The sequence below is a fragment of the Clostridium moutaii genome (assembly GCF_041205085.1).
Lineage (GTDB): Bacteria > Bacillota > Clostridia > Clostridiales > Clostridiaceae > Clostridium_B > Clostridium_B moutaii.
Genome location: NZ_JBGEWD010000017.1, coordinates 1 through 26,565, shown reverse-complemented (window position 1 = coordinate 26,565; position 26,565 = coordinate 1). Strand labels below are relative to the sequence as shown.

General features: G+C 33.8%; 25 protein-coding genes. 3 read left to right on the top strand and 22 right to left on the bottom strand.

Translation table 11 applies throughout. The annotated features are described in order from the left end of the window. Positions 1 to 51: 51 nt before the first annotated feature. From AB8U03_RS14400 to AB8U03_RS14345, 12 genes are all read right to left on the bottom strand, one after another. Positions 52 to 1,341, bottom strand: coding sequence for an acyl-CoA reductase (locus AB8U03_RS14400; protein ID WP_369705255.1), 1,290 nt, complete (start codon positions 1,339 to 1,341; stop codon positions 52 to 54). Then, positions 1,338 to 2,450, bottom strand: coding sequence for a LuxE/PaaK family acyltransferase (locus AB8U03_RS14395; protein ID WP_369705254.1), 1,113 nt, complete (start codon positions 2,448 to 2,450; stop codon positions 1,338 to 1,340). The genes AB8U03_RS14400 and AB8U03_RS14395 overlap by 4 nt, the downstream gene beginning before the upstream one ends. A 25-nt stretch (positions 2,451 to 2,475) precedes the next feature. Then, on the bottom strand, positions 2,476 to 3,945 hold the full coding sequence (locus AB8U03_RS14390; RefSeq protein ID WP_369705253.1) for an AMP-binding protein: 1,470 nt from the start codon (positions 3,943 to 3,945) through the stop codon (positions 2,476 to 2,478). Next, on the bottom strand, positions 3,942 to 4,184 hold the full coding sequence (locus AB8U03_RS14385) for an acyl carrier protein (RefSeq protein WP_369705252.1): 243 nt from the start codon (positions 4,182 to 4,184) through the stop codon (positions 3,942 to 3,944). Before AB8U03_RS14385 ends, AB8U03_RS14390 begins: the two co-directional genes overlap by 4 nt. Before the next feature lie 398 nt (positions 4,185 to 4,582). After that, positions 4,583 to 5,395 carry a CoA-transferase subunit beta gene (locus AB8U03_RS14380; protein WP_369705251.1) on the bottom strand — a complete coding sequence of 271 codons (813 nt, stop codon included), beginning with the start codon at positions 5,393 to 5,395 and terminating at the stop codon, positions 4,583 to 4,585. After that, entirely contained in the window at positions 5,396 to 6,373 is a 978-nt protein-coding gene (locus AB8U03_RS14375; protein WP_369705250.1) for a CoA transferase subunit A, read from the bottom strand. It lies immediately after the preceding gene. 48 nt (positions 6,374 to 6,421) lie between these two features. Continuing rightward, a complete protein-coding gene (locus AB8U03_RS14370) occupies positions 6,422 to 7,609 on the bottom strand; it encodes a M24 family metallopeptidase (protein WP_369705249.1) in 1,188 nt (395 codons plus the stop codon). Between the two features lie 25 nt (positions 7,610 to 7,634). Beyond that, positions 7,635 to 8,594, bottom strand: coding sequence for a methylmalonyl Co-A mutase-associated GTPase MeaB (gene meaB / locus AB8U03_RS14365; RefSeq protein WP_369705248.1), 960 nt, complete (start codon positions 8,592 to 8,594; stop codon positions 7,635 to 7,637). 2 nt (positions 8,595 to 8,596) lie between these two features. Beyond that, positions 8,597 to 9,001, bottom strand: a complete 405-nt coding sequence (locus AB8U03_RS14360; RefSeq protein WP_369705247.1) for a cobalamin B12-binding domain-containing protein — start codon at positions 8,999 to 9,001, stop codon at positions 8,597 to 8,599. Positions 9,002 to 9,027: 26 nt separating this feature from the next. Continuing rightward, entirely contained in the window at positions 9,028 to 10,725 is a 1,698-nt protein-coding gene (locus AB8U03_RS14355; protein ID WP_369705246.1) for a methylmalonyl-CoA mutase family protein, read from the bottom strand. 35 nt (positions 10,726 to 10,760) lie between these two features. Continuing rightward, positions 10,761 to 11,315, bottom strand: coding sequence for a cob(I)yrinic acid a,c-diamide adenosyltransferase (locus tag AB8U03_RS14350; protein ID WP_369705245.1), 555 nt, complete (start codon positions 11,313 to 11,315; stop codon positions 10,761 to 10,763). Between the two features lie 654 nt (positions 11,316 to 11,969). Then, entirely contained in the window at positions 11,970 to 12,227 is a 258-nt protein-coding gene (locus tag AB8U03_RS14345) for an HAD family hydrolase (RefSeq protein WP_369705278.1), read from the bottom strand. Positions 12,228 to 12,324: 97 nt separating this feature from the next. Between AB8U03_RS14345 and AB8U03_RS14340 the strand changes: the two genes are divergently transcribed. Continuing rightward, positions 12,325 to 12,594: a methyl-accepting chemotaxis protein gene (locus AB8U03_RS14340; protein WP_369705244.1), complete on the top strand. Its 270-nt coding sequence runs from the start codon at positions 12,325 to 12,327 to the stop codon at positions 12,592 to 12,594. A gap of 24 nt (positions 12,595 to 12,618) precedes the next feature. Here the strand turns inward: AB8U03_RS14340 and AB8U03_RS14335 are convergent, their stop codons facing one another. Then, a complete protein-coding gene (locus AB8U03_RS14335) occupies positions 12,619 to 13,494 on the bottom strand; it encodes a LysR family transcriptional regulator (protein WP_369705243.1) in 876 nt (291 codons plus the stop codon). A gap of 106 nt (positions 13,495 to 13,600) precedes the next feature. On the opposite strand from AB8U03_RS14335, the gene AB8U03_RS14330 reads away from it, so the two are divergent. Continuing rightward, a complete protein-coding gene (locus tag AB8U03_RS14330) occupies positions 13,601 to 14,593 on the top strand; it encodes a YeiH family protein (RefSeq protein ID WP_369705242.1) in 993 nt (330 codons plus the stop codon). A gap of 83 nt (positions 14,594 to 14,676) precedes the next feature. On the opposite strand, the gene AB8U03_RS14325 is transcribed toward AB8U03_RS14330, so the two are convergent. From AB8U03_RS14325 to amrA, 9 genes are all read right to left on the bottom strand, one after another. Next, a complete protein-coding gene (locus AB8U03_RS14325) occupies positions 14,677 to 15,510 on the bottom strand; it encodes a 4Fe-4S binding protein (RefSeq protein WP_369705241.1) in 834 nt (277 codons plus the stop codon). A gap of 84 nt (positions 15,511 to 15,594) precedes the next feature. Continuing rightward, a complete protein-coding gene (locus tag AB8U03_RS14320) occupies positions 15,595 to 16,734 on the bottom strand; it encodes an aldo/keto reductase (protein WP_369705240.1) in 1,140 nt (379 codons plus the stop codon). Positions 16,735 to 16,783: 49 nt separating this feature from the next. Continuing rightward, positions 16,784 to 17,212 carry a MerR family transcriptional regulator gene (locus AB8U03_RS14315; RefSeq protein ID WP_369705239.1) on the bottom strand — a complete coding sequence of 143 codons (429 nt, stop codon included), beginning with the start codon at positions 17,210 to 17,212 and terminating at the stop codon, positions 16,784 to 16,786. Positions 17,213 to 17,536: 324 nt separating this feature from the next. Beyond that, positions 17,537 to 18,916, bottom strand: coding sequence for a 4-aminobutyrate--2-oxoglutarate transaminase (gene gabT / locus AB8U03_RS14310; RefSeq protein WP_369705238.1), 1,380 nt, complete (start codon positions 18,914 to 18,916; stop codon positions 17,537 to 17,539). 77 nt (positions 18,917 to 18,993) lie between these two features. Further along, complete coding sequence (locus AB8U03_RS14305) at positions 18,994 to 20,394, bottom strand: APC family permease (RefSeq protein WP_369705237.1); 1,401 nt, start codon at positions 20,392 to 20,394, stop codon at positions 18,994 to 18,996. A gap of 204 nt (positions 20,395 to 20,598) precedes the next feature. Next, positions 20,599 to 21,807, bottom strand: a complete 1,209-nt coding sequence (locus AB8U03_RS14300) for a PucR family transcriptional regulator (RefSeq protein ID WP_369705236.1) — start codon at positions 21,805 to 21,807, stop codon at positions 20,599 to 20,601. 463 nt (positions 21,808 to 22,270) lie between these two features. Next, on the bottom strand, positions 22,271 to 23,110 hold the full coding sequence (locus AB8U03_RS14295) for a L,D-transpeptidase family protein (protein ID WP_369705235.1): 840 nt from the start codon (positions 23,108 to 23,110) through the stop codon (positions 22,271 to 22,273). Between the two features lie 442 nt (positions 23,111 to 23,552). Further along, positions 23,553 to 24,539 carry an AmmeMemoRadiSam system radical SAM enzyme gene (amrS, locus tag AB8U03_RS14290; RefSeq protein ID WP_369705234.1) on the bottom strand — a complete coding sequence of 329 codons (987 nt, stop codon included), beginning with the start codon at positions 24,537 to 24,539 and terminating at the stop codon, positions 23,553 to 23,555. Between the two features lie 31 nt (positions 24,540 to 24,570). Next, the gene (amrA, locus tag AB8U03_RS14285) at positions 24,571 to 25,971 is read right to left on the bottom strand and encodes an AmmeMemoRadiSam system protein A (RefSeq protein WP_369705233.1); all 1,401 of its coding nucleotides are present in this window, start codon (positions 25,969 to 25,971) and stop codon (positions 24,571 to 24,573) included. Between the two features lie 448 nt (positions 25,972 to 26,419). Here amrA and AB8U03_RS14280 point away from each other — a divergent pair. After that, the coding region (locus AB8U03_RS14280) for a TetR/AcrR family transcriptional regulator (protein ID WP_369705277.1) at positions 26,420 to 26,565 on the top strand (146 nt) is incomplete at its 3' end.

The window sequence follows — 26,565 nt, the reverse complement described above, 5'->3', positions numbered from 1 at the left end:
ATTCAGGTCAGCAGCCATTACTTAAAAGTCTCCTGCTCAATAAACAACCTTCTAAGTATCTAAACTACACCACATTACAAGTTCATTTATCATAAAATATCCATCCCATGGAGAATCATAATTATTCATGCTGCCAACATTCACTACTCTATTTACACCAACGGCTGTAACCATATCTGCAAATTTAAAAAGCTTGTTTTTATCCCCAATAGCATAACCTATAGTCTGTATTCTACGAGTAATTAAATCCTTTATATCAAATATGCTGTTTATTTTCTTTATAAAAATACACCTTCCACCTACTGGTTTTTCTAGAGTTATTTTATCGTCAATTAGAATAGTATATTCCAAACCTTTACTGCAACAGATATCTTTATCTAAACTAAGGCTGTATATTCCCCTTTGGTTTATAATATCTGCACATATACTTTCATCCAGGGTATTTTTATATCTTCTACCCATTTTTTGAAAAGATCCTTCCAACATTTTAACAATATCTTTTAAAGAAACATTACTTTCTTCTACGAAAAGTACATGAGGTGAAGAACAAGCTTTCTGCTCAAATAAAGCTATATCCATTACAAATTTATCCATATATGCACTGCATCTGTCACTTTCAACAGCATCCCTATCAAATACAGCGAAAGAATATTTGGGACCAAATATCACATCCTTGCAGGTGGTTTTTTTAGGAAGTGATGTAATATAATTTACTGCTTTTTCTCCTCCCCATATAATTCTTGAATCCGCCGCAATTGACATAGATTTATTAAGGAATTGGTCTTCACTTGGGAAATACACTAAGACTATATTTTTAAGTATATCCTTTGAGGAATATATTTTATTATTATATGGCACTTCTATATTATCCAAAGGTTTTAACAATTTTAATACTATAGGAATACTTTTCTCAGGCACTCTTACAAGGTTTGAATTTTTAGCTATCAGTGATTGAAAGATCGAATAAAGTGCAAGAGTGTACACGTTCCCCGCTATCCAGTGGCAGCTGTATCCTCTTCCTTGAGCCTTTATGAATCTACCATTCCCTATGGATACGAATTCATCTAAATATCTTTTATCTTTTAAATTAATTTTTATTAACTTTTCCACATTTGATTTTCTAAAATAAAAGCAAAGGTAGGCAGCTCCTTCAATCTTAAGGAGCTGTTTATCTTTAGATAATCTTTTACTATATTCATCCAGCATAAGGATAATAACTTCTACTGGCATTGAATTTAACAATTTCAGATTTTCTTTTAAGCTATTATTTATTTCAGTTAAATCATTAAAACTTTTCTTTATTTCATAGAAAAATCCATTTAATAGATAACAATCTATCACCTGATAGCCTCCTTTTCTGCAAAAGTATCACCACAGCCTCTAATCTCAGCTCTTTCTATTCTAGACTTGAATTTAAAATATTTACCCCGCCTACCACATTTGCAATCATCAATCCCCACTAATTCTCCTACATCTTCTGTTAAAATTCCTTGTGAAGGATAACTAGATCCCAAAATACTCATCACCTCTATAATTCCACGCTGACCAATTTTTACTTCGTCTAATGTGTTAAAATTTCTTATTATAACATCTGCAAAATCCGGTACATGCTTATATCCACATTCACAATCCACAAATATTACCCCCAATTGTTCAACCATACCATAAAAATCCAATATATTTTTTTCTTCAGTCCCAAATATTCCCGCCGTTCTTCTATTGAATTCCTCTTTGCCAACGCTTTCAGAAACAAGTTTTTTCCACCCACCACTGTGCAGAAGCTTCATTTTTGCAAGTGACAGTCTAACATTTCTTCTTTCCAATTCTCTTATGAATTTACTCCATATTATATAAGTAAATCCATATACCAATACTTCCTTATCTCTATTTTCATCTTCAAATTTCTTCAATCTGGGAAAATTTATTACCAAATCATTATCTTTCTCATCCATAATATAAGTTATGCTACTGGCAAAATTGCTAATTCCTCTAATAGCTGCTCCCCTGGCGCTTAATATCCCCTCTCTTCTATTCACAGCTTCTGTATCTAAAATTAAAAGAGGTCTTCTATTTCCTCCTAGAAAATTCTTTAAAGTGCTCATAAGTGCCTGAGCCTGCCTTATAGATGTAATTTTATCCAGATATATTTTACTTGGAATTCCTGAAGTGGTTGAACTGGAATTTAATATTCTTATTATATTTCTGTTGCTACAGGTTGAAAGGTCAAATTTTTTAAACATATTTACCGAGATAAATGGAACTTCACAAAGTTTTGAAATTTTAAGAATATCTACAGAAAGTTTTTCGTACATACTATTTATATTGGGATTGATTTTATTTAATTTAAGCTGTTCTTTAATTATATCCAGCAGCACACTTTCCTTTTTTTCTTGAAATACTTGAAACTGGTCATTTAACACTATGTCTTCTATTAAACGTTTTATTTCCATATATATTCACCTGTTTCACATTATTTTATATATGCTTTAACTTTTTAAACAATACTTTACCTGATGAATTCTTTGGAAGTGAGGATAGAAATCTTATATATTTAGGAACTTTGTATCTTGGCAATCTCTTTGAACAATAATCAATTATATACTTTGAATCTATGCCGTTATTATGAGCTTTTAAAACTATAAAGACCTTTACAGCCTCTCCTAAAATATCGTCTTCAACTCCTATAACAGCACATTCCACCACCTGTTTTATACTGCATATGGTATTTTCAATTTCCTTAGGGCTTATCCTATTTCCTGCACATTTTATTATATTTTTCTCTCTGGAAACCACAAATATATATCCATCTTCATCTCTAAAAGCTAAATCACCTGTGTATAAAAATCCATTTCTGAGTACCCTTTTTGTTTCCTCCTCATCATTAAAATACCCCTTCATTATATTGCCACCTCTAGCAGCTATTTCTCCAACTTCTCCAATTCCAGCATGAATACCCTTCTTATTTAAAACCATTAATTCTGTTCCTGGAATACCCTTTCCTATAGAACCCAATTTACTCTTAATCTGAGATGGTGGAAGATATGATAATCTGGCTGTAGCCTCAGTTTGTCCATACATAATATATATATCTATCCCTTTAAGTGCTTCACATAACTCCAATATAAACACTTCAGGTAGCCTACCTCCTGCCTGGGTTACATACCTTAATGAAGGCATTTTTGAATCTTTAAGATTGGTCATTCTAAGCAGTATCTGATATGTACTGGGAACTCCTGCAAAACCGGTACAATTATATTTTTTTATATCTTCTATAACAGTTTGCGGAAACATGAACCTATTATTTAACACAATACTTCCACCACATTTAAAATGTGTATTCAAAAGAGATGTTCCATAACAATAATAAAATGGAAGCACAACTTCAACTCTATCTTTTCCTGTCAAATGTAAGTACTCCACAATGGAATCAGTATTATACATCAAATTATAGTGGGTGAGCATCACCCCTTTAGGCTTTGAAGTGGAGCCAGATGTAAACATGATAAGTGCTGTATCTTTTTTTATATCTACAGAATTATCTAAAATAAGTGTATTTTCACTTACTTCTATACTTTCTTCACTATATATTGCTGTATTCTCAGAAATTAATTTCTTTATTTTAGACTGATATTTTCCTTGGCAAAATATCAGCTTTATTTTTAAAATATCTATAATATATATTATATCGTTTTCAGAGATATTGGGATTAATGGGTACACAAATACTTCCATTTTTAATTATACCAAAATAAGCCTCTATAAAAAAAACTGAATTGTCAGAGACTAAAAGTACACTATCTTTTTTTGAACAGTTTTTTTTTCGCAATAAATCAGATATATAGTTTATGCTCCCGTAAATTTTCCTGTAGCTTATTTTATCTTTATCTATTACAGCTGTTTTCTCTAAATTCCTAGATTTCTCGAACACATAATCCGTAAAGGTCATATTTCTACCCCATATTTTTTTAGTATCTTCTTTATATCTCCAATAGTGTACATTCTTGATATATCAACTACGTCAAAATTTACTCCAAATTCATCTCCAAGTGCTGTAATCAATTCTACATGGGCTAAAGAATCCCAATCTTTTATTTCATCTGGTCCCATTTCATCCTTAATACTGTTTGTATCCCCTATATTTAAAGTATCACAAATTATCTTATTGAATTTATCTAGGTTTTCCATAAACATACTCCTCCAATCAATCATATTATTTTCTATAGGAAGCACTTATTATACCAGAAGCTAAATATCCATATGATTAAAGAATTATGTAAATTTTCTATACATGGTTGCTGCATTAATGCAACAATTGCATCTAGAACCTGTATATCATAACAGCAATTGCCCTATATAACTTATATGTTGCAAATATACACTTTGTTTCCTTTTTGCAACATATTATCTTCAAATTTAATTTTTATTAATTAATTCTATACACACATACTGATATTCCTAAAATAATATCAAAAATAAAAGGCAGAGCTAGGATTATTTTCGCTAAAAACCCCGCTCTACCTTTTTATATTAAATATTAATTTTTTTCAAAATTATATTCTTACTAAATTATGAACATCAATAATTTATGGCAGGAATATACCTTCCGGATCAATATCCTTATAAAGTAATTCAACCTGCTTTTTCGTAGGTGGCAATGTTTCTCCAGACACCCTGGATACATTAAGCTTAAAACCTACATGATCAATAACATCCTGAACAGTAAAACCAGGATGTACGGTATCTAAATACATCTCGCCATTTTCGTCAAAGCGAAATACTGCCATATCTGTAATTACAGCAGAAACTCCACCCTTAAAATATGATCCATAAACTTCTTTCTTGGAAACCCACTCTCCAGATGGCCAATTTCTTACCTTCCAGCCCGGTGAAGTTACATAATCAACATGTTCTTTAAATCTACGTTTTTCCTGTACCATAATAAATACAGTTTTTTTGGCGAAAGAGCAGATATCTGCATTGCCGCCGCTTCCTGTAAATCTTTTTTTAGGATGATTATAATCACCAATTACTGTACAATTTACATTTCCGTACTTGTCAATTTCAGCCCCGCCTAAAAAACCTAAATCCACATAACCAGAATGCAGCTGTCCATAAAAGGCATCAAATAATCCTGTAGCTCTGGAAGCTTGATAAACGCAGCGAGCATCACCGACAGAAGTAGGTATATCAAGTGGTCTCCCATCAATGCTGCCGCCCTCGTATACACATACTGCATTAGGTGCCTGCTGATGCTGGGCTAAAGTTATAGCAAGCATGGGCAGGCCAGTTCCTGCAAAGACAACATCTCCATCATGAACTTCTCTGGCAGCTGCAGCAGCCAATAAATCTATAGGCTTGAACTCCCCAGGTTTACAATACTCATCAGAATTAATCATTTATCTCTTCCCCCTTTTCGCCCTAGTTGAATAACCCATAATGGAACTAGCACGCAGCTCTTCCAACTTTCTTACACCCAGTTTTTCCAGGTATTCTTCATGACTGTCCACACTAAATATCCATTTTTCTGCAAATTCATCAAATGCTTTCTGATCACGTATATTACGGTTATAATCCTTTAAAAATTTGGCATCGGTATCATAATAGTATTGTGATCCCGTTGGATGTGCTGCCCATGGACATTCTACCACATAATCCACCTGATATCCTGAAGCTATATTGGCATTGGGTTCTCTTCTCAGATATTCATCAGGTACAATCTCCTCACATATTACAATTACTTTCTTAGATGCCTTAATAACTTCTTCATCATTATAAGGCTGCGCAAGTACACGTACAGTACCTTCATCTCCCACTATAGGCGCATAAACCAAAGCCACATCAGGATTCACAGCTGGAAACAATGCACATTTTCCTCTACCGAAAAAAGGATCATCCGCCATTACATATTTTTTGGCTGGTATATTACGATGCTTGCCATCTCTTAAACCGGCCTTAGCCAGCTGATCATATTCAGGGTTAAATATATCAGTACCCATGGATAATGCACAAGGGAAAAAGGGAAGTCCCAATGCTCCAGCCATAAGTCTTCCTGCGGTCTGTCCATGACTATAATCATCCACTAGAATTTCACCGTTTATCTGTTTACGTGCTAAATTCTCTCCTATCTTTCCTAACATCTCTTGTCCCATCCAGGCACCTTCCCAAATGCTTACACATCCTGCACCAACCAATAGGTCACTGTGAAATCCACCCTGCACCTCAAATAAATGTAGATTTTTCTTGTGCTGTCTAATCATTTCATAACAAATTGCCACTGGACGTCTCCAAATAGTAAAGCCACTAAAAGCTAATTCATCACCATCATTAATTAAAGAAGCCGCTTCTTTTAATGTAATCTTTTTAGGTCTGCTCAATTTATTTCCCCCTTTTAATTCAACAATAAATTTTATTTTTCATCACATTTATTTTAAATAAGTAATTACTTCAGGAATTGTAGTCATATTCTCCAATCCTGTTTCTGTCATCACAAAACTGCTTTCTGTACCAATAGCACCTTCAGGAAATACAAATTTAGGTTCCATGGCAAAAGTCATTCCAGGCATAATTGGAATCTTGGATCCTTTTGCAAGCACCGGCCACTCATCCAATTCTAAGCCTATGCCATGTCCTAAAAATTTAACTCTATCTTCCTTATATCCCATAAAATTATCCTTATAACCCATTTCTTCTGCCATTTTCAAAGCTAAAAAATATGGCTCTTGTGAAAGTGTTCCCGGTTTAATACTTTTAGCTACCTCCGATTCAATAAGCACCGCATCTTCAAAGGCCTTTGCCATTCTAGGTGTAAGCTGACCCATACAGAACACTCTTGTTTGATCTCCTGCATATCCTTCAATAATGCAGGTGTAATCTATATAAACAACTTCATCCCTATTTACTTTTTTCCATCCTGCACCTTGAGGATGAGATGCCGAAACTCCTGATCCTCCTACAGGTCCGTCAAAAAAGCTGGGACAAAATCCGCTGCTTCCAGTACATACATTTCCGTAAAAAAATTCCTGATTAAATGCTCTATTCCTACAACATCCAGAATATCCACGTTTACGCATTTCGGCCTCAAATAATGCTGCCAGTTCTACCTCCGCCATGCCTTCACGCAGAAAGGAGGGTACTTGCAAGAATGATTCATCTATTACACCTACTGCATTTCGTAAAAGCTGTATTTCATAAGGTGACTTTATAGATCTCATCCCTCTTATAAGAGGAGAAATATCGTAGAACTCAATATTTGGAAATATCTTTTCATAAGTTTTATACACGTTAACTGGAAGTACATCCAATTCAAATCCTATCTTTCCCATAGAATTATAACCAAAATCTGATAAAATCTGAGGAATCTGTTTAGGGCTTTTAATAGATACGATATTCTTAAGAGGTGATTCATCCAGAGCACGGCGCATACTCCTTTTTACCATAAGTATAGGTTCTCCGCTATCAGGTATATATAAAAATGAATTTTGAACTGTGCCTGTAAAATAAAACATATCACTATTTAATAAAATAATTGACCCTTGAATGTTCTTTTCCTGCAGCTTTTTTTGGAAATGTGAAATTCTAGTACATATTTCAGATTCGGGAGTATGTTTCATATCAATTTTCCCCTTTCGTATCTACTTATTTCATATATTTACGAGCTACTTTTTCAGCTAAAGTATATGGATCCGTATCCTTATTAATTAACCTGTCAACCATCTTTTCCATTTCTCCCCTGGAATTCAAATCATCAAGCACCGGTTGAAGTATTTTAGCCCATAATGCCTCATTGAGTTCTGCTGCAGTTTTTCTCCTTGCACGGCTGGACAAAAGGCTGCTCTTCAATAAATATTCATAATGTTCATCTATCTTATTGCATAATTCTTCAACGTTTTCAGAAAACTTTTTAGGTTCCTTAAATCCCGCTACTTTAATAACAGGAATCTTCCAACCTTGGTTTTTAGAGGACATAGATATCATATTTATAAGTTCCTGATAAAGTTTACCCGTGCCATCTCTATCAGCTTTATTGATTACAAAAATATCTGCAATCTCCATTAAACCTGCCTTAATAGCCTGCACTTCATCGCCCATGCCTGGTACGAGAACAACAACTACTGTATGGGAATGATTAAATACATCTACCTCCTGCTGTCCTACCCCGCAAGTTTCTACAATAATTTTCTCTTTTCCAAGGGCCTCCATAACATGAATTCCTTCACCTACAGCCTTGGATAATCCCCCCATATAACCTCTTGTAGCCAAACTCCTCACGAATACATCTGGATCTTCAGAATGATTCATCATACGAATTCGATCCCCTAAAATTGCCCCTCCTGTAAAAGGACTAGTTGGATCAACTGCCAATACACCAATAGTTTTACTTTTTTTACGATATACTGTAATAAGTTCATCAATCAAGGTGCTTTTTCCAGCTCCCGGTGCACCGGTAAATCCCACTATGTGGGATTTACCAGAGGCCGTAAATAGATCTTTCATAATTTCGTCAGTGCCTGGAATTTGATCTTCTAAATTTCTTATAATATGTGAAGCTGCACGTACATCTCCATTCAAAACTTTTTTACTTAATTCATTCATCATATTCACGCCCTTGGAGTTACATTTTTATTAATCCAGTCCACCGTTTCATCTAAAGGAGTTCCTGGAGTAAATATAGCCTTGATTCCAGATTTATATAATGCATCCATATCCTGTTCAGGAATAATACCTCCACCTATAACAGAAATATCTCCTGCACCCTTTTCTTTTAATATTTTAGTTACTTCTGGAAATAAGGTTTTATGTGCACCTGATAAACAACTCAATCCAACTAAATCTACATCTTCTTGAATAGCAACAGATGCAATTTGTTCAGGAGTCTGATGGCATCCTGTATAAATTACTTCAAAACCAGCATCACGAAAACATCTAGCCAGTACTTTAATACCACGATCATGTCCATCAAGTCCTGGTTTAGCCAACAATACACGAATCTTTCTATTTGACATTACATTTTCCCCCTTGAGTTATTTTATTAATATATGCCAGGATCACGGTATTCACCGTAAACTTCTCTATAAACATTGCAGATTTCCTCAACAGTTGCATAGGATTTAACTGCTTCTATGCAATAAGGCATAACATTTTCTCCCTTTTTACATGCAGTTTCCACATCTTTAAGACATTTAGAAACTTGACGTCCATCACGCTGTCTTTTAACATCAGCCAGACGTTTAAGTTGTTCCTTTTCCACGGATTCATCAATTTCAACCATTGGGATATCTACTTTTTCATTTTCTTCCACATATTTATTAACTCCGACTACAACTTTCTTTTTAGCATCTATTTGCTGCTGGAACTTGTATGCTGCATCTGATATTTCCATCTGAGGATATCCTTTCTCTATTGCAGCAACCATTCCACCCATTTCATCAATCTTATTGATATATTCCCATGCTTCTTCTTCCATCTTATTAGTAAGGGATTCAATAAAATATGAACCTGCAAGAGGATCTATAGTATTTGCCACTCCAGTTTCCTCTGCCAGAATTTGCTGTGTCCTAAGTGCAATTTGAACTGCCTGTTCAGAAGGTAAACATAAAACTTCATCCAATGAATTGGTGTGAAGTGACTGAGTTCCGCCCATAACAGCTGCTAAAGCTTCAACCGCTGTTCTTACCACATTATTATAAGGCTGCTGAGCAGTTAGTGAGCATCCCGCAGTTTGTGTATGGAAACGCATCCACCAAGAACGAGGATTCTTAGCTTTAAAACGCTCACGCATAATCTTTGCCCACATCCTACGGGCAGCTCTCATCTTTGCGATTTCCTCAAAGAAATCAATATGTGAATTAAAGAAAAATGACAATCTTGGAGCAAAATCGTCTACATCTAGTCCCTTACGTTTTATGGCATCTTCCACATATTCTACACCATCTCTTAAAGTAAAGGCCAGTTCCTGAACAGCAGTTGAACCCGCTTCTCTGATATGGTATCCACTGATACTTATAGTATTCCATTTAGGCACATATTTAGTACCGAATTCTACCGTATCACTGATAAGTTTTACAGATGGTTCTGGTGGACACATAAAAGTCTTTTGAGCAATAAATTCTTTAAGCATGTCATTTTGAATAGTACCACTTATCTTGTTAAGAGGAACATTCTGCATCTGCGCTGATGCGCAATACATAGCCCATAGTATTGTTGCAGGAGGATTAATAGTCATAGAAGTACTTATTTTATCCAAAGGAATACCTTTTATGAGATCCTGAAAATCTGCAATAGTATCTATAGCAACTCCACATTTTCCAACTTCACCCCTGGATTTAGGAGAATCACTGTCATAACCCATAAGAGTTGGAAAATCAAAGGCGGTACTTAAGCCAGTTTGGCCTGTAGACAAAAGATAATGCCATCTTTCATTAGTTTCTACAGCTGTTCCCATACCCGAAAACATTCTGAAGGTCCAGTACTTTCCACGGTAACCAGTAGGATGATTACCTCTTAAAAACGGATATTCTCCCGGGTATGATATATCTTTTTCAAAATTCATACCTTTAATATCTTCAGGACCATATACCCTTTTTATCTGTTGATCGGAAACTGTAGTCCAATTTTCTTTTTGATCTGGATGTTTAGCAATTGTCTTTTTAACTTCATCTTCCCATTTTTTTCGTAATTGACTAGATTTATCGAGAACTTCTTTATCGAACAATTTTCTTACCTCCATTCTTAGTTTAAAGAAATATGTTACAAAATATTGATTTAATATTCAATTCCTGCTTGGCCTTTAATCCCAGCATTATAATGATGTTTAACTTCAGTTATATCACTCACCATATCTGCAATTTCCTCAATTTTGTCCGAGGCATACCGACCAGTTAATAACAGGTTTAACTCAGGTGGCTTTTGTTTAATTAAGTCTATAACATCTTGTTCAGAAATTAAATTGAAATTGACAGCGACATTAATCTCATCTAGGATAACCAGGTTATATTCTTTGCTTTTTACAGCTTCTTTAGCCTTCTCAAAACCCTGCTGTGCAAGATCAATGTCTACTGGAGCCGGATTGTCTTTCATAACAAAACTATCAAGACCACATTGAACAATTGTAAGATCCGGAAGATATTTTTCTGCAGCTATAATTTCTCCATATTTTCTGCCTTTCATAAATTGAATGATAAACACTTTATATCCATGACCAATGGCACGTAAGGCCTGACCGAACGCAGAAGTCGTTTTACCTTTACCATTACCCGTAACCACCATTACCAGACCATGCCTGGCAATAGTTGATTGCACTGATTCCACTGTCGACATCTTATCACCTTCTTTCTCAAATTGTGCTAATTTAACATAATCCTAAATCCCTTGTTCTATTATTTTCTAGTCTGTCATTTATCCGACGGCTAACATTGTTAAGACCAACATTTCATAAAGTGTAAGATAAGCAATGCCATACCCCTGGATAAGTTCTTCTAAAATTCAGGTACGGAAATAATCATTCCTTATGGACAAATTCCCCACCTGAACCCAAGAATCACTTGATTATTAAATATATATCATAGGATTTTCCTCCAATTTTATAAATCTAAAACTTATGAAATATAGGGGAAAAGCTTTCTATGCAACAAAATTAAAAACTTTTTCATTTTAATTAAGTTTTTATGTTTAAAAATAATTCTCAATTCTATATCTATATTTTAAAAAACGTAAAATACATCTAAATAATAAGATACTAGATGTTATGTTATATAGAGATATAAAAAACAAGTCGAAAAACTTATTAATAATTAACCATATCTATGCAAAAACAGCATCTGAAACATATATTTTCAGATGAAGAAATTTAACAGTACATATTTGTTCTTTTTTTAACAATCTAAGATATAGATAGAGTGAAGCACAGTATTCATTCCCATTTATTTTATCAGAAACCTTTGCTTTTTGCAAGTTTGAAATGCCTTTAATATATCACAGTATACCCTTAAGTTCTGCAAATTCATTTACTTTTTTACAACCATTAACAGCACTTTTTTTCTTATCCAAAAAGATGCTGGCAAGTCCTATTCTTCTGGGACCTGCATAGTCATTTATAAAATCATCTCCTACAAATAATGTCTCATCACAAGAAAATCCAGACATCTTTATAGCTGAAACATATATATTGGGATGGGGCTTTCGCCAGCCTTCTTCATCTGCATTTTTTAATAACGAGCTAGCATCTAAAATAAAAGTTTTATACGAAAAAGCTTTTAAGATTTAAAATATAGCAGATACAGTAAATGAGATAAGCAAGAGTACTAATCTACTTTCATTAAATGCATCTGTGGAAGCCGCAAAAGCTAAGGAATCAGGATCTGGATTTGCTGTAGTAGCAAATGAAATAAGAAAACTTGCTAAAAGTTCATCTGAGCAGGCTAGCGAAATTCAGAACATAGTAATAGTAAATGATATAAAAGATGAAATCACAAGTATATCCATTAGCATGAATAATGATATCAACATTCAAAATAAAAAAATAATTGATATACAAAATATAGTAAAAAAAATATCTATTATATCTGAAAATACAACATCTTCAACACAACTGGAATAAAGCAGCAATCAATTATAACTGTTCCTATTTATTTTTAATGCATAAATCTATGAACTGTTTCATTGATTCCGTAAAATATTTGTTTTTATGATAGATGATCTTGAACTGCCTCTTAAATTCAATTCCCTTCACAGCTGTTTGACAAAGCTGTCCAGTGGCCACCTCGTTTGCAACCGCACGCTTGGAAATAACAGAGACGCCAAGTCCTTCCGCAACAGCCATTTTGATAGTGTCCGCATTATTGCATGTCCAAGTAACTTTCCACGTCAAATTATTGGCTGTCATCCCGTCCTCAAATGTTTTACGGGTTCCGCTGCCTTTTTCACGGATAATAAATTTTTCCTGCTCAAGTTCTTTCGGTTCTATAACAGAAAATGGAGCAAATCTGTGACTGGTTGAGCAAATCAGCACCAATTCGTCATTCATAAATGGTCGATTCAGAACATCCGGTGAGGTTGTTTCTCCTTCCACAAGACCTATATCAATCTCATCGTGAATAATCATATTTTCAATTTTTTCAGTGTTATCCTCAAATACTTCGATATCAGCTTGTGAATCTATTTGTTTAAAATGTGAGACAAGCTTTGGCAGTACATGGGCTCCCACAGTAACACTGGCACCAATACGTATGTAACCTTTTTTACGCAGAGATTTCATATCGTTTTCCACCTCTACGTTCATTCGGATAATGTGGCGAGCATAGCTTAAAAGCTTTTTGCCTGCCATCGTCATGTATAATTTCCTTGATAACCTTTCAAAAAGCCGGACATCATAATAATTCTCAAGTTCAGCAATTGCCTGACTAACTGCAGACTGTGACATAAAAAGTATTTTGGAAGCTGAAGTCATATTCATGGTATCGCACACCGTGACAAATATTTTAAAATGCCTTAAAGTCATAGTATCACCTCATACATTACTATTTACTTATTATAATAATTAAATAATAATATTTTACTTATATTATGTCAAGGCGTATGATAGACGACAGAGAGGGGAAGATGTTATGAGAACAATAATCAATAAATTACCAGGTGTAGCACTCGCAGGCTTCATAGCAGTCCCAGCATGGCTGATAGGAAAAACCATTCCTATTATTGGCAGTCCGGTGCTTGGGATCTTATTTGGAATGCTTTTGGCATTTTGGAAAAGACCGAGCTTATTTAACGATGGTATAAGCTACACCTCAAAAAAGCTGCTGCAGTATTCCATTATTCTGTTGGGGTTTGACATGAATCTTTTTAATGTTTTCAGGGTTGGAAAACAAACGCTTGTTTTAATGGTTTTCACACTGACAGCAACATTCGTCACCGCCTTTGCTGCAGGGAAACTCTTAAAACTGGATGGAAATATAAAAACTCTTATTGGTGTGGGTTCCGCAATATGCGGTGGATCGGCCATTGCAGCAGCGGCCCCTGTTATTCATGCAGATGAAGAAGAAGTTGCCCATTCCATTTCCACCATATTTCTTTTTAATGTAATTGCCGCATTTTTGTTTCCCTTCCTTGGACATGTACTTGGTATGAGCGATCAAAACTTTGGCCTATGGGCCGGAACAGCGATTAATGATACTTCCTCAGTAGTAGCCGCAGGCTACTCTTTCAGCAATACAGCAGGCAATCTAGCCGTCATCGTCAAGCTGACAAGAACATTAATGATTGTTCCCGTCACACTTGTTTTAGCTGTATATACTTCCAAAAAAGAAGCAGGAGATAAAGATAGTAGCTATAATATCATTAAAATATTTCCATGGTTTGTACTGGGATTTATAATAACTTCAGTAATCAACACCTTCGCTTCCATGCCAGTTGGAATGAGCGGTCTTCTATCAAATTTAGGTAAATTTATCATTGTTATGGCTATGACATCTATTGGACTAAACACCAATCTTGTTAAACTTGTGAGAAACGGTGGAAAGCCAATCTTACTAGGATTTATATGTTGGATAATCCTGGCGCTCACCTCGCTTGGTGTTCAGCATGTGATACTGAAAGTGTAAATAGAAGTAATTGATTGGTTAAATATATGCCAAGTAATCCTTTAAAAAGATATATTCGGCATATATTTAAGCTTTTATGAGATCTAACCTTTAATTCTAGGTATTCTACATTCACAAGGTACACCTACCTGGCATTTTCCGCAACCATATCTAGGTTTATATTTCTCAGCCGTTTTATTCAAAAATTCAGAGCATATAGTGTGATTTTTCCCATTTTCCATGGATATTGCATTGGCTGGACAATTCTTTATGCATTTACCACACATTAAACAGTATTCGTATACTTTTTTATATTCTCTCCTGTCAGGTGACAGGTACAATTCTGTGAGGATACTACCAAATCTTCCAGCTATACCTCTTTGTGTTATAAGTCCTTTAGAAAGCCCGAACGTGCCAAGTCCACATACGAAGGCAACGTGCCTTTCAGACCAATTGCTTGTGAATAATACTTCAGGATGGGTGGAATCATTACTGGATGTTACCGTCCAGAATCTTTTGTCTAATGAAGGTACAAGGCTATTATATCCTGCATCTATCAATTCTGATCTCAAATATATGCACAACTTATTCAAAAAATTTTGACCTTCAATACGTCCATGGAGCCATTCTTCCGAAGGCCATAGCATATTCTTTCTATTTCCTTTCCTAACTGCCTCACTAAAGGATAAAAAAAATGATATAACAGTTTTGGATCGAGGTAACCATTCTTTGGGAAGTAAGAAGTGTTTTCCAATGGCTGACGGTTGCTTCAATAATTCAAAGTACTCATCATCTGTATCTCCAAATGCAAAAATCGGTTTTTCAAAAATTTTCATTCCTATAACATTTTCTGAAATAGCTATTGACTTTGTTATATAATTATCTTCTGAATTTTCAACAAAGTTCTCTGCAGTTTTTATTAAATCTTGCTTGTTCATTTATTTCACCTCTCTTTATTTTTCAATTTATAATAGAACTTCTAATAGGTAGAGAACCATTTTCTGTACTCTTATATATAAATTTTATTCAAACAATACTTTAACATTTTTTAATTCCTTACGAATTGATATGTTTTGTGGGCAATGAGTTTCACATCCACCGCATTCTACACAATTTGAAGCCTTTTGATCAGACGGAATAAAGTTATAAGTGTCATCTTTACCAAACATACCGTAATTATTATAAGCATTGAAACATCCTGGAATATTCACACCTGACGGACATGGCATACAGTATCCACAAGCTGTACAGCTAACCTTCACTTTTTCTTTAATAATATTCTTAACCTCATCAATTATCTTTAATTCTTTTTCTGTTAACGAATTTGCTTCCGTTTCACTAGCTATTTTTATATTTTCTGTAACTTGATCCATGGCATTCATACCACTGAGAACAACTTTTACTTCTGGATGATTCCATACCCATTTTAATGCCCACTCTGATGGTGTTCTTTTTACATCTGATTTATTGAAAGTGGCTTTAGCCTCCTCTGGAAGATTATTAACAAGTTTTCCTCCTCTAAGTGGCTCCATAATTGTAACTCCTAACCCTTTTTGAGAGGCATACTTCAACCCTTCTGTTCCAGCTTGAAAATCCTCATCTAAATAATTGTATTGTATTTGGCAAAATGACCAATCATAGTAATCTACTATTTCTTTAAAAAGATCCAGTTTATCATGGAATGAGAATCCTGCATATTTTATCCTGCCATCTTTTATAGCAGAATCTAAAAATTTATCAATACCATTTTCTTTTAACCTATCCCAATCTTTATGATTAAGTGAATGTACCAAATAGAAATCTATATGATCTGTTTCAAGACGTTTTAATTGTTCATTTAAATACCTGTCCATATCACTTCTTGTCTTTATTAACCAGCTAGGAAGTTTTGTAGCTAGTTTAACTTTTTCTCTGTAACCATCTTTTAATACCCTTGCTACAAATGGTTCACTTGCTCCTCCATGAGCCATGCCAGTTCCATGATAAGGATATGCAGTATCTATATAGTTTACGCCCGTATCAATTGCATGGCGAACTAATTTTATAGCTTTTTCTTCGTCAATCTTAGTTGGATCCCCTCCTGGAAGCAGCGGAAGCCTCATGCATCCAAATCCTAAAATTGAAACTTTTTCATTTGTCTTGCCAAAATTTCTATATAACATTTATAATTCCTCCCTTTAGATAGATAATAAATATTAGTAAAGCCATAGGCTAAATATGAGCTTTCTTGTTACTATTTTCTTTTATAGTATTACTTGGATTACAAGAATCTATATGCTTACCAGCTATAAAATCATTATAATATTTAAGTTTTCTATTAATCATATCTAAATGTTTATTCATTTCCTCTATTTTTTGTTCAGTGACTATTTTCTGATTGAGAATTATTTGTCTGCGTAGTTCTATAGTATTATCACCTTCTATACAAAGGTTAACATAATCCTTTATTTTTAAAATTGACATTCCCGTATCACGGAGACAACATATTAATCTAATCCATTCTATATCATTATCTTTAAATAATCGTACTCCATGTTCATTACGGTCTATAGATGGCAGCAATCCCTCTTTTTCATAATATCTAAGTGTATATTCTGTCAATTCAACTTTTTCAGCAACTTGTTTTATTGTATATTCCATAAAGACAACTCCTATTTTACTAATAAATCTTACTTAATATTTATCAATATTATACTGCTTAGAGTTAACTCTAAGTCAATATGCAAACTTAAAATAATCTATAACGTCATTAAATTTGCATACCATAAAACATAATTAGAGATTTTTGGGGATAAATTAGGGAAGTCATTATATGCTCAAAGTATACAAGAATATAAAAAATGAGTAGATATATTACCTTTCTCGATAAATATGGGGAATAAAGGAACAAATATCCATAAATGATATGATTATATATTTAGAAAAATACTTGGGAACGTACCTAAAGGTACGTTCCCTTATTAGTTAAGCCAAGATTTTGCGTCTTTCTTTTTTTAGCTTGCTCATAGTAAATTCATTAATGGCATCTTCAAGTACGTCCAGCCCATACTGGATTTGTTCTTTAGTTATTACAAGGGGTGGTAAAAATCTTATCACATTACCCAGCAATCCTGCATTTAAAAATATTACTCCATGTTTAAAGCTGTAACCTATAATTTTATCCACCAACTCTCCATAGGGTTCCTTGGTAGCTCTATCCTTAACAAACTCCAATCCAATCATTGCTCCAATACCTCTTACATCTCCTATTACATCATATCTCTGTTTCATCTTATCAAGCCTATCCAATATATATTGTCCAATTTTATTGGCTCTATCGCATAGTTTTTCTTCTTTTATTTTCTCTATAACTTTAAGTGCCGCAACACATCCAAGAGGACTTCCCGAATATGTGCCTCCTATACCACCAACACAAGCAGCATCCATAATTTCTGCCTTTCCTAGAACTGCACTAAGCGGAATTCCATTGGCTATGGATTTGGACATTGTTATAATATCCGCATCAATACCAAAATTCTCATGAGCAAATAATTTACCTGTTCTAGCAAAACCAGCTTGAACTTCATCTACAATAAACACTATATCATTTTCATTACATATTTTTTGAAGCTTTTTAAAATACTCCTTTGGAGGCACTACAAAGCCACCCTCTCCTTGTACTGGTTCCGCTATTAGACAAGCTATTTCATCCTTGGAGATTACAGTATTTAGTCTAGTTCTCAATTTTTCTGCACATGCTATACCACAATTGGGATATTTACAGCCAAGTGGGCATCTATAACAATATGCCGAATATGTCTTATAAGTCTCTGCGGAAAATGGTCCAAAATTATCTTTATATGGTTTATATTTGCTTGTTATGGACATTGTCATGTTGGTCCTTCCATGAAAGGAACCCTGTAGTGAAATAACTCCGGATTTTTTAGTATAGGCTCTGGCTATTTTAATGGCATTTTCCACAGCCTCAGCGCCGCTGTTTGCAAACATAACTTTCTTAGGATAATTTCCTGGAGTAACCTCCACTAGTTTTTCTGCCAAAGAAATATACGGCTCATACATGTTTACATGAAAGCAGGGGTGAATGTATTTGTCCAGTTGAGCCTTTACAGCTTCTACCACCTTATCATCTCTATGTCCGATATTTTGAACACCTACAGCTCCTGCAAAATCAACAAATACATTGCCATCTATATCCTTTATAAGTGCCCCTTTTGCCTCTTCTACAAATATAGGTGCTGCACATCCAATTCCTCTGGCAACATATTTTTCCCTTTTTTTAGTAAGCTCTTCCGATTTAGGTCCAGGTATTTTAGTTATAATTTTTGCACTGCTTTCTTTAATCATTTTTAATACCTCCAAATATCATTTTTATTAATTTATATATTTTAATCTGAAATATACTGATTCCATATATCAGAGATCTAAACTATATTTTCAGTTACGCCGTCAATTTTATCATCTACAACAATTTTTTCATCAACATGCTGTTTAAATTTATGCTCCAGTATAAAACCTAAAGCAATCCACCCAAGAACTATATATGGGAACAAGTTATTGGGAAATTGAGGAATGGGACAGATATTTGCAACTAACACATACATCAACACTAATATTGATAAAACGGGCATAGCCAAATGCACTTTTGACCATATTTTGTTTCTTGTAAAATAAACTATTGAACCTATACTCGTAAACAAATAGGACACAAGTATGGCTAGAGAACCAATGGTTGCACAATATTCAAATACTTCAGTACCTTCTTTATAAAACATGGAAACCTGGATGACCATGGAAACAACTATTATGAGTATAAGTGCCACATAAGGCGTACTGTATTTATGATGAAGTTTTTTCATGCTTCTATGCATTATCCCATCTCTGCCCATTGAAAAAAGCATTCTGGCTCCAGCACAAGCTGCTCCAAGAGAACATGAGAAGAAAGACAATACAGCCGATAGTATCAGAAAAGTTCCATAAGTTTTAGATATAAATTTATCTGCCAGATAGGTAAGCGGTAATGAAGATGCAGACAGTTCCTTAAGTCCTTCCGAACTAATCCCAAATCCTACAACTTGTGAATAACTGGATAACAAATAAAATGATCCAGTTACAAATACGGCACTTATTATTGCAATAGGAATATATTTTTTTGGATTTTTTGTTTCCTCCCCCAGACTGGATGCACTTTCAAAACCTATAAAAGCTAAAAATGCAAGAACAGAAGTACTGGCAATAGACGACATTTTATTTCCATTGGTTTTAAATGGTACTGAACTTAAACCTGTAGTGGTTGCAACTTTGTATATAATAACTACAGACAATATCAATATGAGCATAATTGATATTCCTTCCATTATGAGCATTATTCTCGTGCTGATTTTAGCATCTGTAATTCCAACAAATATCATGACAATTGAAAATATCAATGAAAGTGGCAGCCATGCAATATGAATTCCAAATACATTCAGCAGGCTGGAACAGAATGTACCAAGTCCAGCTGTACACCCTGCTACCAACATCATATATGCAAGTAAAAGGGTCCATCCAGATGTAAATCCCATTTTTTTCCCTAAAGATTTTTTTGTAAAAGTATAAAGAGAACCTGCACTAGAAAAATACTGATTGAATTTGATTATAGAATATGATACAAATCCTACAACTATCATGGAAACAAAGAATATAAACGGTGAAGAAAATCCTGCTGTTTGTGTCATCAGCGGCACGTTAAGTGACATCGAAGCTGTTGGGGCCACAATAGCAACTGACATGGCTATTGTTTCAAGCATACTTAAATTGTCCTTTTTTAAATTAGATCTTTCCATATTCTGTTCCCCCTCCATTAAAGTTTAATTTTCATTTATTGATGTAATATAAATCTGATAATATATTGATATGTTATTAAATATATCATCAAATTTTCATTTATAAATTTATTAATATCATAAATATATTATATATAATTTATCACATCGTTATTAGAATTTATATATATATAATGGACAATTATAAGGCATAACATTTGTCCTTTAAATACATGTTATAAAATTTTTTACCTTAAAAGCCATATCAAAGTTCAACAGCACATGCATATCCTTAAGATCGCAGTTGGATATTTCCTCTATCCTTTTGATTCTATATTTTAATGTGTTTTTGTGTATAAAAAGCAGCTTGGCTGTTTTTATCAGATTACAATTTTCATCTATATATGTTTTCAAGGTTTCCACCAATTTTGTGGAATTCTTAGTATCATAATCAATCAATTTTCCAAGTATTTCATGGTAAAATATCTCCATACCATCTTTTTTCCCTATTTGAAATAACAATCTATATATACCGATTTCATCATAACTGCATATATTACTTTTAAAAATTTTTAAAATTTTTAAGGCTTTTTCTGCTTTATTTACACTGTATTTAAGATCCTTCAGCCTCTGCCAGAAGCCCCCTATGCCAATACTTATTTTAATGTGTTTCAATTTATGAAACATGCTATTCACTATATCCTGTGCCATTGAATTCACCATATCTTCATTGGCCTTATCCACAAGAAACATGACTATAATAGAGTTATTTTCAATCACACGGATAATATTCTTATCATAACAATTCATGGTATTTATTATAACTTGACTAATCTGCTGCATAACTCCAAATGCAACTTCTTCATCCCAAATTTTATTTTTCACAACAAGCTTTGTAAAATTATCAACGTATATTACAAATGTACAGTATACTTTATCCGGGTCATATCCATAAAAAACCGCCCTGTTTATAATTTCTTCACTGCAAGGTATGTCCCCATGAATTATATTTTTCATAAAACTGTTCATGGATTCCTGCTGAAGCTTGCCCATAAAAATTGTCTTACATATACTTTGACTTATATCAATGAATCTTACTTCAAATGGCAGTTCAAATATCGGGAAACCTAAAAAATTTGCAGCATCTATGACTTCTTTAGGAGTTTCATGAATATAAGGTCCTACATTTACAACAAGTCCAGCTGCCTTTCTGGAATTCAAATCTTTTACAAGTTTTAAAAGCTCAGAGGTCACATCCTTCATAAGTACACAAGTTGTTAAAATTAATTCACCTCCCTTTAACCATGCAATATATTCTGGATTCTCCATATAATGAACCCATTTTATAATCCTGTCCAATCCATTTTTTCCTGCTTTGAGCTTCAATTTGTCCGCATAAGGCAAAGTATTTACATTCCCGCAGTTAACTATCATGATTCATAACTCCCTCCCATGATTAATTGGTGAATTTTTATAATTATAAGATTTAAAACTATAATTTTAAAATAATGTCTTTATCTTGAAATAAATAAAGCAAAAGCATCAAAATGATTTTAATATTTAGATATATCTTTCAATTATTTGTTTAATATGAAAGTGCCCCGTTTTTCATTTCATAAAAACAGGGGCACTTCTATAAATTTCAGTATATGTTACTTAAACAATTTTTAAATTGATGCTGTTTATTTTATTAAATATATTATTTAAACATGATAATATTACAATTTTGTAAAATCGTCAATACATTTTAGAAGATAAAATCATGGAGCTAAGGGGAATCATCTGCAATGGCAAGACTCAAAATATTAAGTGTTACTAGAACTATTAACTTAAAAAAATGCAGAAAAAGCACTATTAAAATTACCAAGTTTCAGTAATTTAATAGTGCTAACTAAGATCATTGTATCAATATTCCTGATCCTATGGGAACATTATCGTAAATATATTTTGCATTTTCAAGAGCTAATCTTATACAACCATGAGAAGCAGATCTGCCAAGTGTACCATCTACTAAATTTCCCCTTTTATCAAATAAGACACTATGAAATAAATAATTTCCCTGGAATTGCGTAAAATACTTAAGTATGACTCCATTTTGTGATTCAAATTGAGGTCCCTTGATTCCTACGAAAAAATGCCCTTTGACCGTTGGTGTACCGCCTGTTCCTGATGCACACTGAAATGAATTTATCAATTTCCATTTTCCGCTGCTGCCATTAAAAATGTATACCATCTGCTGTGGTATACTTACCATGATGTAGTAATCAGTATAGCTTGAAGTATCTAATTTATCTATTATGCCTTCAACTTCAGCTGAATTAAAACCAGACACTACCTGGGCTGTAGGCTTGTACATTACATCAGATGCAGGTTTCTTTTTTAAATCATCCAATGTAGAACCTTTTACTATTCCATCAGTAGTAAGACCATGCCTGTGTTGAAAATCCATTACAGCATACACTGTCTGTTCCCCAAAATCTCCATCTTCATTTACAGTATAACCAAATTTATTAAGTCTCTTTTGAATATCTTTTACATCATTTCCTTTGTCCCCTGCCTTAAGAATATTTCTGGGTGCAGGCGATGCCGGTTTTTTTCCTTTTGGATGTGGATTTATGTTACTGACAACATTTATCTTTTGGGTATCCTTTTTATTATACATATCAGATAAACTGCTGCATGCAGAAAAACTAAAAATTATTATACCTACAATTCCTATTAATAAAACTCGTTTCATATGGTCCCCCCATCCATCTTATTATTTTTTATTTAAAAATAAAAATTCCCCCTTTAATCATAATTATGATAAAAAGTTGTAATATGTTACATATATAGTTTTGTAGATTATTAGTGTTTAAATAACTACAGCTCGTCTACTATTTTATTAAGTTAAAGCACTTTTTTTTATAAGTTAAATAACACTAAAAGGGATGTGATATTAAAATTGACTTAAATATTCTATACTTACTTTATTATAACACCTTTAAGTAAAATTTCTATTTTTCTACATCTATTTTCTACATTAAACAAGGAGTAGTTTCATAGGTTTTTTACATACTTACTTAGCTCATTATATTTTAAAGCTTTTTTAAATAGGAACTTATTCCTATAGTAATTTCCAATTAATTTTTACTATGTCTATTCTATTTTACACAAATCTGTGGACGTTCTCTTTGATTTCAAAATAATATATTTATATGGTGCCCGCACTTAGGACATTTGCTATGGTCCATGTGAGCTTTAGTAAAAAATTCGTTTCTCTCTACCAGAAGTTCTCCACAATCAGGACAATATGTAGAGTTGTCAACACCTTGAACATTTCCAAGATAGACATAATTCAAATGCTCCCTGGCAATTTTTCTAGCTTCTGTCATTATGCCCATGTCCGTAGCTGGGCGCTCCATCTTGTAGGTTGGAAAATACCTTGATAAATGAAGTGGAATGTCTTTGTCTAAATCTTCAAGGTAAGAGGCTATGCTCTCCACTTCTGAAATGGAATCATTTAAATCCCTTACCAGCAGCGTGGTCACTTCTACATGGGTCTTTTGAGAAGCCTTTCTTATGATTTCGAGTACAGTCTCAACATCTCCGCCACATACTTTTTCATAGTATGTGGGGTTAAATGACTTTAAATCTATATTCATGGCATCTACATAAGGTAAAAGCTTTTTAAGTGGTTTTTCTTCAATATATCCATTTGTAACAAGGACTACACTAAATTCCGGATGGCTTTCCTTAAGCTTTTTTGATGTTTCATATACGTATTCATACCATATTACGGGCTCATTATAAGTAAACGCTATACCAACATTATTTCTTATATCCAAACACCTTTCTATTAATTTATCAGAAGATATATACTGACTTTTAGGTCTATACTGAGCTATTGTATAATTTTGACAAAATCTGCAGGAAAAGTTACACCCGAAACTTCCTACAGATAAAATACTGCTGCCAGGTTTAAAATGATACAGAGGCTTCTTCTCTACAGGATCAACCGCCATTGATGTTATTTCTCCATAATTTACAGATTGCAGCACTCCGCCTCTATTCACCCTAACAGAACATCTTCCCTGCATTTTATCACCTATAATGCAATTATGGGGACACAACCTGCATTTTACACTATCATCCTGCTTTTCATAAAACAATCCTTCATGTAACAAAAATTATCTTCCTCCAATACTCAAAAAACTTTTACTTATGCCTTATAACCTGAAACTTTTCAATAGTATATTCTTCATCTGGAGATATGTCTCCCTTTTCAAGTACAATTTGAAGCTGTTTATCCACTGTATCCACACCTTCCAAATCCGGAAGCAGCAGACCACATCTAGATCCCTTTGTAACTATTACTCCATATTTTTCGGGGTCCAGTTCTTCTCTTAAAGCTTTTTCTGGCCTGGTAAGCACATCTACAGAAAAATCTATATCTTCAAGTTCTTCCTTCCTCACCGGCATAAATCTTGGATCATGCATTCCTGCCGAAACAGCATTTTTTATAATTTCTTCAGCTGTATTTTCCGTAGCTGAGAAAATAGTTCCAATGCATCCTCTGAGCCGGCCTTCCTTTTTCATGGATACAAAAACTCCTCTTTTACTGTTTTTCATTTCAGTGGTTACATATGCCGGAGTTTTTAAATATTGTCCATGATCCAGATAATAAGTTAAGCTTTCACGTGCAAGCCTTACATAAGGATCTTCAATTTTCTTCTTTTCTGCAATTATTTCTTGTTTTTCTTCAACTAATCTCTCATAGGTATCCCTATTGTCATCTTTGAGGGAAAAACTCATCACCCCGTATCCCACTCCGAAAGGACCTTCATAAGATAAGATGCTGCCTTTAATATGACATCCATTCATTGCCCCCAGCATTATGTAGTAGGATCTCAATCCACATTGTCCTGCTTCATTTATGGTCTTGCTGTCAATATTGAATATTCCTGAAACATCGCCTTTTTCAAGCAGTGAAGTAATTTCTCTGTCAAATTTTTTTCCATAGGAACTGTATTCATAAGGCCCATCTTCAGTAAGCCTGTGAGATAAATCCCCACTTGCAATGAATACTGCTCTGGTATCCACCTCGCCTACAGCTTTTTTAATACACATTCCAAATTTATAAAGCTGCATCTTTGAAAGCATTCCATAAGTTATATGAACCAATTTGTAATGTTTGTATTTCTCATTTACAAAATACAAGGGCACTAAAGCTCCATGATCCAATTCATATTTAATTCCATATTGCTCCGCAGACCTTGCGGTTATCTTTCCCGTCAAGATATTTTGTTCTTTTGAATATTCTATTATTTTTTCTGTTAATGTCAAATTTATATTGTAGCTCTGACTTACCTTTGGTGCCCCGAATTTGGCCAAATCCCCCTGTATACTGTCCTGACAGGACAGGGCAATTGCGTCACTAAACACTGGACCATGGGGTGTAATTATTATTATCGTGTCTGGTTTTATAGCTGCTATATCTTCACCAATTTTACAGCAGGCGTCCAGGGTATTTTTTATTTCTACCTCCTGACCGCACCCTACTTCTGGAACTGCAATGGGAGGATGGGGCATTGCATAAAATCCGTATATTTTTCCCATAATAATCACCTTACTTTAATATTTTATGTTTATTTTCCGCTATTCTTATTTGAAATATGATCCAGCAAGTCACCTTTACCGCCAAAATATACTAATCCAACTTGTTTTTAGGTCATATTTACCATTTGTTTTATTATAACATTATTTAAGACCTTTATTGCCATTTTTCATTAGGATTTTTTTCCTTAGCCGTAAATTTGTAAAATTTTATTGACTAATTCAGTCAATAAAACTACAATAGTAATTGACTGAGTTGGTCAACTACTATTGCAGGAGGGNCCTTTATTGCCATTTTTCATTAGGATTTTTTTCCTTAGCCGTAAATTTGTAAAATTTTATTGACTAATTCAGTCAATAAAACTACAATAGTAATTGACTGAGTTGGTCAACTACTATTGCAGGAGGGATTTTCTAAGTGGAAGAATTGGCAAAACACAAGATATTTACAATGGAGGATACGAAACGTGATGCTCTGCTTACTGTGGCAATGAGCAAGTTTGCTAATAACGGTTATAAAAAAACTACTACAGATGAAATAATTTTGGAGGCAGAAATATCAAAGGGTTTACTTTTTCATTATTTCGGCACAAAAAA